The sequence below is a fragment of the Kitasatospora sp. NPDC054795 genome (assembly GCF_053611565.1).
Map to the genome: position 1 here is coordinate 46426 of NZ_JBSHAP010000054.1, position 12516 is coordinate 58941.

Genomic DNA, 12516 nt, shown 5'->3' on the forward strand with positions numbered 1-12516 from the left:
GGCCCGGTCCGGCTCACTCCGGCAGCGCCCCGACGAGCGCGGCGACCCGGGCCCGCCCGGCGGCGTCGGGGTGCGGCGCCTCGGTCGGGTGGCACCGGCCGGCCGGCCGACCGCACGCCGGCGGCGGCGGGCCCCGGGCGCGGACCGACACGCACGGGGCCGTGCTGTTGCTCGACTTGCCGCAGGCCGGGCGCTTGGATGGATCCGGCCTGGTCAACGCCCGGACGCGGCCGGACGGCCCCCGGCAAGCCGAGGAGTCACCCCTGTGAACGACACCCCCGACCCCGCCGCCGTGGCCCGTCGGATCGCCGAACGGCGCGAGCAACTGGGCCTCGGCGAGGAGGCCCTGGCCCACCGGGCCTCGATGGCTCCCCGTTACCTGCGGTGCCTGCTGGAGGCCGGTCCCTCCTTCGACCCCGGGGGTTTCGTCCGGATCGCCGCCGCCCTCGACAGCACCCCCGAGGAGCTGGTTTCCGGCCGCGCCGACGCCCCGCCCGGCCAGGGCGGCCCCGGCCCGCGCCCCCGGCTGCTCGACCTCACCGAGCAGGAGTGCTGGCAGCTGGTCGGCGACCACGGCATCGGCCGGATCGCCCTGCCGGTCGAGCCGGGGCCGGTGGTGCTGCCGGTCAACTACGTGGTGGACCGGGGCTCCTTCGCCTACCGCACCGGCGAGCAGGGCGCCGCCTCCCCGGAGGAGGGGGCCGCGGTCTCCTTCCAGGTCGACCACATCGACGAGTACCTCGGGCGCGGCTGGAGCGTGCTCGCCCTCGGCCCCGCGCACTACGTGGACGACCCCGCGGAACTGGAGCGTCTGGCCGGCCTGCCCGGCGCGGCCCCCTGGGCGGGCGGGGACCGGCCGCGCTGGGTGCGGATCCGCCCGGAGGAGGTCAGCGGACGGCAGCTGGTCACGGGGTGACGCCCTGCCGTCCCGCCGGGCCCGGGAGCTCCGGCAGGAGGGCGGGGGACAGGCACGGCACGGCCCGTGGACGGGCGTGCCGATGACTGGTAAGCAGTCCGGTGGCGGCCGGGCCGTGCGGGCCGCCGTCCGGGACGTACCACCAGGAGAGCAGGGGCGATGCGCAGAATTCTGATCGTCGGCGCCGGGCAGGCCGGACTCCAACTGGCCCTGGGGCTGCAGGCCCACGGCTACGACGTGACGGTGCTGACCGACCGCGGCCCGGAGGAGGTGCGCGGCGGGCGGGTGATGTCCAGCCAGTGCATGTTCGACTCCGCGCTGCGCACCGAGCGCGCCCTCGGTCTCGACCTGTGGGCCGACCGGGCGCCCCGGATCGAGGGCCTCGGGGTGTCGGTCGCCGGGCCGGAGGCGGAGCGGGCGATCGACTGGGTCGCCCGGCTGGACGCCCGCGCGCAGTCCGTCGACCAGCGACTGAAGATGTCCACCTGGCTGGAGCTGTTCGCCGGGCGCGGCGGCCGGGTGGAGCTGCGCCAGGTGACCGCGGCCGACCTGCAGAACCTGGCCGGCTCCTACGACCTGGTGCTGGTCGCCTCCGGAAAGGGCGCGCTGGCCTCGCTGTTCGAGCGCGACCACGCGCGCTCCCCGTACGAGCGGCCGCAGCGCGCGCTGGCCGCCAGCTATGTGCACGGGCTCGGGCCGCGCCCCGAGCACGACTACCCGGCGGTGCGCTGCAACCTGGTGCCCGGTGTCGGCGAGCTGTTCATGGTGCCCGCCCTGACCGAGGCCGGGCCCTGCGACATCATGATCTGGGAGGCCCGCCCGGGCGGCCCGGCGGACGCCTTCGACGGGATCCGCGATCCGGCCGAACACCTGCGGGTGACCCTGGAGTTGATGAAGACCTTCACACCCTGGGAGTACGACCGCACCCGCTCCGGCGTCGAACTCACCGACGCGGGCGGCACCCTGGCCGGCCGCTTCACCCCGGCGGTGCGCCACCCGATCGGCGAACTGCCCGGCGGCGGCTCGGTGCTGGGCGTCGCGGACGTGGTCGTCCTCAACGACCCGATCGCCGGCCAGGGCTCCAACAACGCCGCCAAGTGCGCCGCCGTCTACCTCGCGGCGATCCTCGAGCACGGCGACAGGCCCTTCGACCGGGCCTTCCAGCAGGAGGCCTTCGACAGGTTCTGGCACCTCGCCGCCCCCGCCACCACCTGGAGCAACGAACTGCTCGCCCCACCGCCCCCGCACGTCCTCCAGATCCTGGGCGCCGGGGGCCGGTCGCCCGCCGTGGCTCACCGGTTCGCCAACGCCTTCGACGAGCCGGCGGACCTGGAGGAGTGGTACTTCGACCCGGCCCGGGCGGGCTCCTACCTGACCTCGGTCGCCGTCGGCGACTGAGCGGACGGCCGGGCGGACCGCCGAAGGGTCAAGATCTTCCCAAGTCCCGGACAAGTCGGCGTCGTTCGTGGTGGGTTCTTCTCGCCCCCGGACGGGGGCCCCGTCCGGCCCGGCACCCGGGCCCGGCGGGCGACGTGGACTACGGGAGAAGACCAGTGGCGGTCGACGGGGGCAACATGGCCCAGGCTGTGATCGATACGGCGTACAACGAACGCAAGCGGCGGCACACCGGCCGCAGCCGGACCGTCGCCGTGGTCGTCTTCGGCCTGCTGATCGCACTCGGCTTCTTCCTGGCCCTGGTGGTCGGGAAGGCGGACCCTGACACCCCGCCGACCTGCGACGGCAAGACGATGACCCGGCACAGCGAGTGCCGGATCTGGTCCAGCCGCGGGGGCGGGGGCACCTATTCCTACGACGAGATGATCGACCGTCGGGAGTCCGGCAACGGGGTGTGGCGGGTGATCGGCTTCGGCGGCGCGGGCGTGGCCGCCGTCCTGATGGTCGTCTCCATCGCCAAGCTCAACCCCAACCGCCCCTGGGGCGATCCGGTCGGCGCCGCGTGCCCGCGCTGCCGGGAACTCAACCTGCGGGAGAAGCACACCGTGCACAGCGTCACCCGGGGCCGGACCACCCACCGCTACAGCGGCATCGTCACCCTCTGCACCCCGGCCTGCGGTTTCGCCACGATCCGCCAGCGCTGACCGCCGCCGCCGCGACCCCGGGGCCGCAGGGCCCCCGAATAGGTCCTCCCGCTCCCACCGACTACGCTCGGCCCCGTCGAACGAACGATGGGGTGGACCGAGTGGGCAGGTGGGAGCGGGCGCTGGACGCGGCCGGGGTGCGGGAGGCCGGCCTGCGGGCCGACTACGGCCGGCAGCGGCAGCAGATGGCCCGCTACCGGCGGGAGGCCGCGCTCGCCACCGAGCTGCTGCTGCCCGCGCGGATGGTCCCGCACGTGATCACCGCCGCCGCCTTCATGCACCGCACCGACACCCTGCTCGACAGCGGCCCGCTCGCCGAACGCCGGGCCGCGTCCGCCCACTGGCGGCAGCAGGTCACCGACGGCCTCGCCGCCGGCCGCACCGACGACCCCGAGCTGCGCCCGCTGCTGCACAGCGTCGCCGCCCACCCCGTCCTGCGGGACCGGGTGCTGGACTTCCTCGCCGCGACCGGGGCCGACCTGGACTTCACCGGATTCGCCACCGAGGAGGACTACCAGGCCTACGTGGACGGGTACTCGCTGCCCGGCTTCATGGTGGTCGCCGGCCTGATCGGCCCGGACGGCGACCAGGCCGGCTACCGCGCCGCCTGCCGCACCTTCATCGACGGCAGTCAGCGGCTCGACTGCGTCAACGACCTCGCCGAGGACCTCGCCGACGGCCGGCTGACCATCCCCGAAGAGACCCTGAAGGAACACGGCGTCACCCGCGCCGACCTGGAGCGGGCCCGCGACCTGCCCGCCGTCCGGGCCCTGCTCGCCGCCCTGCTCGACCGCGCCGACCGCACGCTCGCCGACGGCAGGGCCGTCATCGACCGGGTGCCGCCCGCCCACCGGCCGATGGTCCGCTGCATCGTCGGCGTGGAGGAGCTCACCAGCGCCGCCGCCCGCGCCGACCTCGGCGCCCTGCTGCGCCGTTCGGCCGGGCCGGCCAAGCCCGCCGCGCTGCGCCTGCTGGCCCGCGAGTACCTCCGGGCCCGCCGCCTGCGCGGCTGACCGGTCGCGTGCGCGGCTGATCGCCCGCCGGTCGGCGAACGCCTCCGGTCCCGGAGGTGCCGATCCGGTGTGTGCGGCCCCGGTGAGAGCCGTCGGAGCCGGCGTCCACAAACGGAACCTCCCTTTGTCGTAGGCGATCCGGCAGGTCGGTCGGCGCCCTGTCCCGGGTGGGGCGGTCTGGCTAGCATGAGCGCGCTCAGCAAGCAGGACCCAAAGACCCCAATCATTGGGAGGACCCCCATGAGTGCCCTGATGACCGACGTTCGCGACGCCGGCCTGCTGGACATCGACGAGGACGCCATCGTCTTCGAGGACGAGCTCGACGCCGACCTCACCCCCGTCGCCTGCATCGACGACCCGTGGGTGACCTACGTCCCGACCCGCTTCCCCTGTGAGTTCAACTCCTGATCCCTTCGGATCCCGAAGCACGGCGGACCACGGCGGACCGGGAAAGGACGGAACGATGAGCACACCGCCCGACCCCGGCTCCGCCGCGGTCCTGGGGCAGTCCTCGGCGGTCCTGGGACATGAGCAACTGCGGCGCCGGGCCGAGGAACTGGCCGCCCGGGCGCCCGGCCCGCACCGCCCGCTGCGCACCGACGGCCAGTGGTGGTACCTCCCGGACCCCCGGATGCCGGAGCTGGCCCACGGCTGGAAACTCCACCTGTCCGCCCGCCCGGAGGGCTTCGCGGACCTGCTGGACACCGCCCTCCCGATCCTGCTCGGCCGCGTCTGCGACGTGAAGTTCGCGGTGAGCACCGCGGCACTGTGGGAACTCAACAGCGGCCGGAACGGCGCGGCCGCCGTCGGCAAGGCCGTCACGGTCTACCCCCGGCCGGAGGAAGTCCGCGCCCTGGGGCTGGAGTTGGCGCAGGCACTGGTCGGCCGGGAAGGCCCCGCCGTGGTGAGCGACCGTCCTGTCCGGCCCGACGCCCCGGTGCACTACCGCTACGGGCCGTTCCGCGTCACCGACGACGAGGCGCAGGCCGGCATGGCGGGGCCGGACGGCTCGCTGTTCCCCGGACTGGCCGAGGCCCGCTACCGCCGGCCGCCCTGGGCGGACGACCCCTTCGAGGCGGCCGGCGCCCTCGCCCGTCCGGCGACCACCCGGGTCGGGGCCGGCCGCTACCGGATCACCGCCGGCATCACCCGGGCGCCCAGCGGCCACGTCTACCGCGCGGTCGAACTCGCCACCGGGCGCGAGGTGGTGGTCAAGCAGGCCCGGGCCTTCGTCGCCGAGGACGGCACGGGCACCGACGCGCGCGGCCGGCTGCGGCACGAGCAGCGGGTGCTCGACGCGCTGGCCGGGATCTCCGGCGTGCCCGCACTGGTCGACTACTTCCGGCACGGCACCGACGAGTACCTGGTCAGTGCCGCCCGCGGCCGGATCGACCTGCGCCGCGAGGTGCTCACCGCCGGTCCGTACGACGCCGACGCCGACCCCGGTGCCGGTGCCGCCGGGACAGCGGGCGGACGGGACTGGTGGACACTGGCGCGCCGGCTGCTGCGGGTGCTGGACGCGGTGCACGCCCGCGGCGTGGTGGTCTGCGACCTCAAGCCCGCCAACGTGGTGCTCGACCCGGACGGCCGGCCCGCGCTGGTCGACTTCGGCGTGAGCGCCCTGGCCGGCGACCGCCCCCCGGGCGCCACCGCCGGGTACGGCCTGCCGGGCGCCACCGGCGAGGACCCGACCGAGGACCACTACGCTCTGGGCGCCACCCTGCACCACGCCCTCACCGGCCTCGACCCGGTGGTGATCGACCAGGACCCGGCGACCAACCGCGACCGTACCCTGGCCTGCCTGCGCGCCGCCCTCCCGGAGCCCGGGCACCCGGCGGCGGACCTGGTCGAGGGCCTGCTGAGCTTCGACCCGGTACGCCGCGCCGCCGCGGCGGCCCGGCTGCGGGAGGGACCCCGCCCGGTCCGGCGCGGCGTCCCCGGTGTCCCCGGCGTCCCCGGCGTCCCCGGTGTCCCCGGTGTCCCCGGTGTCCCCGGCGGACGGGGCGGACGGGGCGGCGGCCGACCGGCCGAGGCCCTCGACCACACCGTCACCACCTGTGTCCGGATGGCCCGCGAACTGGTCGCCGCCGACCCCGGCGCGGAGCGCGCCCGGACCCTGCTCTCGCTGTACGACGGCGCGGCCGGCCTCGGCCTCGAACTGCTCCAGCACCCCGAGCGCCCGGACGCCCGGGCCGCCGCCGCCGAACTGGCCCGCTGGACGGCCGCCCACCCGGCCCTCGACCACCTCGACGGTTCGCTGTACCAGGGCCGTACGGGCGTCGACCTGTTCCTCGCCGAGGCGGCCGCCGCGCTGGGCACCGAGCCCCCGCGGCACCGCCGGTACGAGGGGACGGGCGTGGACCAGATCGGCGGCACCGCCGGCATCGGCACCGGGCACCTGCTGCTCGCCGCCCTCGGCCCGGTGGCCGGCGCACACCGCGCGGCGGCGGCCGACTGCGCCGCCGACCTGGCCGGCCGGTCACTGGACGACCTCGGGGAGGAGCCCAACCCCGGCACCGCGGCCCTGGCCGAGGGCTTCGCCCACGGACGCGCGGGCGTCGCCCACTTCCTGCTCGCGATGCCCGACGAGGCGTCCCGGCACGCCGCCCGGCAGATCGTGGACGGACTCGCGGCCGACCTCCCGCGCATCGTCGCCGCCGCTCGCGCGCCCGGGGCGACGCGCCGCTACCTGTCCTGGTGCCGGGGTCTGGCCGGGCTCGGCACCCTGCTGGTCCAGGCCGGACGGCGGGACGGCGACGACGCGCTGATCGCCCTGGCCGCCGAGGCGGCCGACACCTGCCGGACGCTCGCCCCGAGGACCGCGCAGGTGTTCCGCTGCTGCGGTCTCGCGGGCGTCGGGGACCTCTTCGTCGACCTCGCAGTGGCCACCGGCGAGGCCCGGCACTGGGCGGCCGCCGAGGAACTGGCGGCCCTGATCCTCACCCGGGCCGGCGGCCCGCCCGACCGGCCGCTGCTGCCCGGCCGCCGGCCGGATGCGGAGGCCCGGGCCTGGGCGGTCGGCACGCCCGGCGTCACCACCTTCCTGCGCCGCCTCGCCCGGCGCGGCGGCCCGGTGCCGGGACTGCTGCCGCTGCGCTGACCGGACCCGACCGGACGGAGGCCCGTCCGGTCGGGTCCGGATAGTGACACTTCGTCAATTTCGCTGTGCCGCAAAGGGATACGTGGGCCGTCGGTCCGGGCCGTTCTCTGCCTCGGCGCCCCCGTGACCGTCCCGGGCGTCGACTCCCGGTCCGGCGCCGGGGTCCTCCTCGGCGACCACGAGGCCCACGTTGACGGCACCCCGCCGGGCTGCCCTCCTCCGAGGCCGCCTTCACCCGCCTGGTGACCGCCGCGGCCTGCGCCGGCCGGAGCGCCTGATGTCCTGCGCCGGGAACCCGCCCACAGCATGACGCGAGCCGTTCGAGGATCCCGTCGGCGGTCCTGGCCGAGGTGACGGGCAGGGTCCCCGTCCCGGCGGACCGCACCCGCCGACGGGGCGGGGATCCGTGAGGGCTGGGGTTCCGCTTGAGTGGAAACGGTATTGAGCCGACATGGCGCGGGCTCCGGCCAAGGTGACGGCGGCCCGTATCGCCGCCCGCCGCCCGCCGCCTAGAGTCGCCGTCGGGCGGAGCGAAGCCCGGGTCCGAGCGACCCGCAGGCGGCGCACCCACGGGGGGCCCGGCACATCCCGCAACATCTGATCGCAGGCCCGTCCTTCCGGTTCGACCGGCAGGCCTGCCAACGTGAGGGAGAACGCCATGTCCGACATCACCGCGTCCCGCATCGAGAGCCTCGACCTTCAGGACCTCGACCTCAGCGAGCTAACCGTCACCTCGCTGCGCGACACCGTCGCGCTGCCCGAGAACGGCGCCTCCTGGGGCTCGTGTTCCTGCCAGGCCTCGTCCTCCTGCGCGCAGCCGCAGGACATGTAAGGAGCAGCCCGAACCCGTCGGCCGGGCCCCTCGGGGCCGCGGCCACGGTGCCAGGAGGGACCCGGCGCGTCCACCGGACGCGCCGGGTTCGTCCCGCGTCCGCAGTGCCTGTTCCGCGTCCGCAGCGCCTGCCGCGCGTCCGCAGGACCTGTCGCGCGGACCCGGACGGGCCGGCGGCGCCGCGGCCGGAACCGACCAGTCCCACGAGACGCGCCCCAGGCCCCGCCGGAGGGAACCGCCCATGCCCAACCGCGCCGCCCTGCCCCGGGACGCCCGGGCGCCGGCCCCCGAACCGGCTCCGGCCGCGTACGCCGCGCGCCACGCCCTGGTGCGCTCCACCGTGCTCGCCCGACCCGCCCAGTCCGCCGCCACGGCGCACACCCGGGCTCTGCTGCGCGACCTCGCCGCCGCCGAGGCCGCCGCCGAGGCCCTGCGGCCGGCCCTCTGCGACGACCTGTACGCCGGCCGGGCCGGGCACGACGAGGAGTTCCACCGCAGGGTCGTGCTGCCGCTGCGCCGCGACCTGCACAACGGGCGAACGCCGCGGGCGGCGCTGCTCGACCGGCTCGCCGACCTGCCGGGCCGGGTCCCGCGGCTCGCCGAGTGGCTGGAGCTGCGACGGCTGCGGGCCCGGCTGCTGGACGCGCTCGCCGACGCCGTCCCACCCGCCCTCGCCGCCGAACGGGCCGCCCTCGCGGACATCTGCCGGGAGCCCGCCTTCAACCGGGCCGTCGCGCTCAGCAGCGCCGACCTGCTGCGCGCGGTGGCCAACACGGCGGGCGCGACCGGGGAACCGCGCGGCCGGGCGCGCAAGGAGGAGGCGGCCGTGCTGCGGCACGCCCTGCGGGCCACCGCCAAGACCAGCCCGCTGTCCTGGTTCACCGCCGTCGGCTGGTTCTCCGAGGACGGCGAAGCCGCGGCGGGCGAGCCCCGCGCCTGCGTCCGGGAGAACCGGGCGCTGGTCACCGCGCTCGTCCAGGCCCTGCTCGACGACCCCCGCCGCAGCCGCACGCTGCCGCACCGGATGAGCAGCGCGGCCCGGGTCGCCGACGGCCGGGCCCGCTACGCCCGCGCGGAGGCGCTGTTCGCGGGCGGGCGCTTCCTGGTCACCCGGGAGGAGGAGGTCGAACTCGCCGCCCGGCCCGAGCTGGCGCTGCTCGCCTCGCTCGCGGCCACCCCGGCCCCGCCGGACCGGCTCGCCGCCGGGCTCGCCGAGGCCCTCGGGCGGCCGGGCGACGACCCGGGCGCGCACCGCTTCGTGGACCAGCTCGTCACGGCCCGGCTGCTGGTGCCCACCGAACCGGTCGACCCGCAGGACCGGCACCCGCTCCGCAGCCTGGCCGGGTGGCTCCGGCAGTGGCCGCAGGACGCCGAGCTGGCCCACCGGATCGAGCAACTCGAACGGCAGAACGCCGAGTTGGCCGTGACCCCGGGCGCGCACCGCCCCGCACTGCTGGCCGTCCTCGCCGAGCGCTGGCGGCGGCTGCTGGCCGACGCCGGCCGGCCGGTGCCGCAGGAGGCCGCGCCGCTCAGCGTCCTCAGCGAGGACGTCCACGCGCCGGCTCCGCCGCAGCCCCGGCCGGGCGCGACCGACCGGGCGGCGCTCGCCGAACTCACCGTGTTCGCCGAGCTGTTCGACCACGCCCACCTGATGCGACGGGCGGCCCGCGACCGCTTCGTCGCCCGCTACGGCGTCGGCGGGGTGTGCGACGCCCCCTGGGACTTCGCTGCCGACCTGGCGGACTCCTGGGCGGATCCGACACCCCCGGGCGAACTGGCCGCGCTGCGCGAGGAGTTCGCGAACCTGCCGGAGCAGGACGGCGAACTCGTGCTCCCCGCCGAGCGGATACGCGCCCTGGCCGCCCGACTGCCCCACTGGACCGCGGCCCGCCCGCTCAGCTACTCCTGGTTCGTCCAACACGGCTCCACGGACGGCCTGTTGTGCGTCAACCACGTCTACGGCGGCTGGGGGCGCTTCACCAGCCGCTTCCTCGACGGCCTGGCCCCGCAGGCCGCCACCGAGGTCGCCCGGCAGCTGCGGTCCGGACTCGGCGCCGGCGCCCGCGCCGCCCAGATCCGGCCGGTCGGCGGCTTCAACGCCAACCTGCACCCGCGACTGCTCGCCGACGAGATCGGCCCCGACCGACAGTGGACCGGCCTCGCCGAGTCCGACCTCGACCTCGTGCACGACCCGGTCGACGACCAGCTGCGGCTGCGGCTGCGCACCACCGGCGAACTGCTCGACGTCCTCTACCTGGGCTTCCTCGCACCGGTCATGCTGCCCCAGCGGCTCGGCCCGCTGCTCAACGACCACCCCGAGGGGGTCGTCGACTTCCGCCCGCTGCTGCCGCGCACCACCCTCGCCGCGCCCGGCGGCAGCGTGCTGCGCACCCCGCGGCTGCGCCACCGGCACGTCGTCCTCGCCCGCCGCCGCTGGCTCCTGCCGGCCGGAGTGCTCGACGCCCTGCGGGCCGACCTCGCCGCCGACCCCGGCCCCGACGGGGTCCCGGCCGCGGCCGTCGCCCGCTGGCGGGCCCGGCTCGACCTGCCCGAGCAGCTCTTCCTCCACCCCGCACCGGCCGCGGCCGACCCCGCGGGCACGCCCGGCGACGCCTTCGTGGCCCACCTGCGAGCCCCCAAGCCGCAGCCCGTCGACCTCGGCAATCCGCTGCACCTGCGCCACCTCGCCAAGTGGCTCACCCGGCACCCGCACGGCGCGGTCCTGGAGGAGGCCCTCCCGGCCATCGCGGGGCAGCCGGAGCCGACCCGGGCCGTGGAACTCGTGGTGGAGACGTACCGGCCCGGCCGGGGCGGCCCGCCGGCGGCCGGCGCCTTCGAATCCGTCCGCACCGCCATCGCCGAGGAGGCGCCCGATGAGTGACCCGGCCGAGGGCCGAGCTGCCGTGACCGCCTGGGACGTGGTCCTGTACCACTACCGGCCCGACAAGGCCCGCGCGCTGCGCGAAGCCGTCCTGCCGCTGGCCCGGCAGGCGGCGGCCGAGGGGCTGGCCGCCCACGTCGAGCGGCACTGGCGGTTCGGACCGCACCTGCGGCTGCGGCTGCGCGGCCCGGAGGCACGGGTGGCCGGGGCGGCGCAGCGGGCCGCCGAGGCGCTGCGGGCATGGGCGGCCGCGCACCCGTCCGTGGCCGACCGGTCGGACGAGGAACTGCTCGCCGAGGCCGCCGTCGCCGGACGCGCGGAGCTGGTCGCGCCGCCGTACGCGCCGCTGGTGCCGGACAACACCGTCGTGGCGGCGCCCGTCGACCGGTCCGCCGAGGAAGCCCTGCGGGCGCTGATCGGCGCCGAATCCGCCGAGCTGCGGGACGAGCTGCTGCGGACCGGCCTGCCCGCCCTCGACTCGGCCTGCCACTTCCTCGGCGCGCACGGCGACACCCCGCAGGCGCGGGTGCAGCTGGTGGTGACGGCGCTCGCGGCACACGCCACCGCGCACCCGGACGGGCTGGTCGGCGCGCACTACTCGGTGCTCTCGCACCTGGAGGACTTCCTGGTCCACGAGGACCCGGACGGCGGTCTGCGGGCCGCCTTCGAGCGCCGCTGGGAGCAGAGCGGCCGGGCGGTCACCGCGCTGGTCGGCCGGATCGCCGACGGCGGCGCCCGCGACTGGGAACGGGACTGGGCGCACTGGTCGGCGACCGCCTGGAGCCTGGCCGAGCGGCGGCTGACGGCCGGCGCCGACCTCGGCGGCCGCCACGCCGAGTACCGGGAGCGCGCCGAGGCCCTCGGCGACCCGGCCACCGCCGAACGCTGGAACGCCGAACTGCGCACCCGCTACAGCGAGTTCCACCGACTGCTGCAGCGCGCCGACCCCGACGGCAGGATGTGGCACCGTCCCGACTACCTGATCAACCGGGCCGGCACCAACGGCCTGTACCGGCTGCTCGCGATCTGCGACGTCCGCCCGATGGAGCGCTACCTGGCCGCCCACCTGCTGGTGCGCAGCGTGCCCGAGCTGACCGGGCACCGCTGGCAGGCGGTCCTCGGTGCCGCGGAGGAGCAGGGCGGTGCGGTGGCGACGGGCGGCGCGGAGCAATCGGGCGCCGCGGTGGCGACGGGCGGCGCGGGGCGCACCGAACTGGAGGGGGCGGCATGACGGCCGAACCGGACGCCGTGCGGCCCCGCCTGCGCCCCGGGGTGGCGGTGACGCCGCTGCGCGAAGGGCTGCACCTGCGCGGGCGCGAGAGCAGCGTCACCCTGGAGGGCAGCCGGGCGCTCCCAGCGCTGTGGCAGGTGCTCGCCGCCCGGCTCGGGCCGCAGGCGGAGGCCGTGGACGCGGCCGTCGACGCGGCCGTCGAGCCGAGGGTGGCGGCCGCGCTGGCCACCGTCACCGCCCGGCTGCGCGAGCACGGCCTGCTCGTGGACCACCCGGACGGGGTCCGACTGCCGCCCTGGCCGGGCGCGGTGGCCGACGACCCCGGCCGTGCGGAGGCGGCCCTGGCGGCCGCCCGCCCGGTGGTGGCCGCCGCGGACCCGGACGGCCCGTCGACCCGCGCGGTGGCGCGCGCCCTGGCCCGGGGCGGGACAGCGACTCCGGCGG

9 protein-coding genes and 1 pseudogene are annotated in these 12516 nt (G+C 77.0%); all 10 read left to right on the forward strand.

All coding sequences use genetic code 11. The annotated features are described in order from the left end of the window. Positions 1–265: 265 nt before the first annotated feature. Positions 266–916, forward strand: coding sequence for a helix-turn-helix domain-containing protein (locus ACWGJO_RS20710; RefSeq protein WP_452185672.1), 651 nt, complete (start codon positions 266–268; stop codon positions 914–916). Between the two features lie 159 nt (positions 917–1075). Further along, positions 1076–2314 (forward strand): styrene monooxygenase/indole monooxygenase family protein, encoded by a 1239-nt coding sequence (locus ACWGJO_RS20715; protein ID WP_452185674.1) that lies wholly within the window; start codon positions 1076–1078, stop codon positions 2312–2314. A gap of 155 nt (positions 2315–2469) precedes the next feature. Beyond that, positions 2470–3015, forward strand: a complete 546-nt coding sequence (locus ACWGJO_RS20720) for a hypothetical protein (RefSeq protein ID WP_452185676.1) — start codon at positions 2470–2472, stop codon at positions 3013–3015. Between the two features lie 101 nt (positions 3016–3116). Further along, positions 3117–4028, forward strand: a complete 912-nt coding sequence (locus tag ACWGJO_RS20725; protein WP_452185678.1) for a phytoene/squalene synthase family protein — start codon at positions 3117–3119, stop codon at positions 4026–4028. Positions 4029–4280: 252 nt separating this feature from the next. Further along, positions 4281–4436, forward strand: coding sequence for an SflA family class IV lanthipeptide (locus ACWGJO_RS20730; RefSeq protein ID WP_452185680.1), 156 nt, complete (start codon positions 4281–4283; stop codon positions 4434–4436). A 55-nt stretch (positions 4437–4491) separates the two neighbouring features. Next, positions 4492–7128 carry a class IV lanthionine synthetase LanL gene (gene lanL, locus ACWGJO_RS20735; protein WP_452185682.1) on the forward strand — a complete coding sequence of 879 codons (2637 nt, stop codon included), beginning with the start codon at positions 4492–4494 and terminating at the stop codon, positions 7126–7128. A 658-nt stretch (positions 7129–7786) separates the two neighbouring features. Further along, positions 7787–7960: a thiazolylpeptide-type bacteriocin gene (locus ACWGJO_RS20740; RefSeq protein ID WP_387690256.1), complete on the forward strand. Its 174-nt coding sequence runs from the start codon at positions 7787–7789 to the stop codon at positions 7958–7960. A gap of 241 nt (positions 7961–8201) precedes the next feature. Beyond that, the gene (locus ACWGJO_RS20745) at positions 8202–10841 is read left to right on the forward strand and encodes a lantibiotic dehydratase (protein ID WP_452185684.1); all 2640 of its coding nucleotides are present in this window, start codon (positions 8202–8204) and stop codon (positions 10839–10841) included. Next, complete coding sequence (locus ACWGJO_RS20750; protein WP_452185686.1) at positions 10834–12072, forward strand: lantibiotic dehydratase C-terminal domain-containing protein; 1239 nt, start codon at positions 10834–10836, stop codon at positions 12070–12072. The genes ACWGJO_RS20745 and ACWGJO_RS20750 overlap by 8 nt, the downstream gene beginning before the upstream one ends. Continuing rightward, positions 12069–12516 (forward strand): annotated as a pseudogene (locus tag ACWGJO_RS20755) (hypothetical protein); the annotation flags it as partial. The gene ACWGJO_RS20750 and the pseudogene ACWGJO_RS20755, both read left to right, overlap by 4 nt.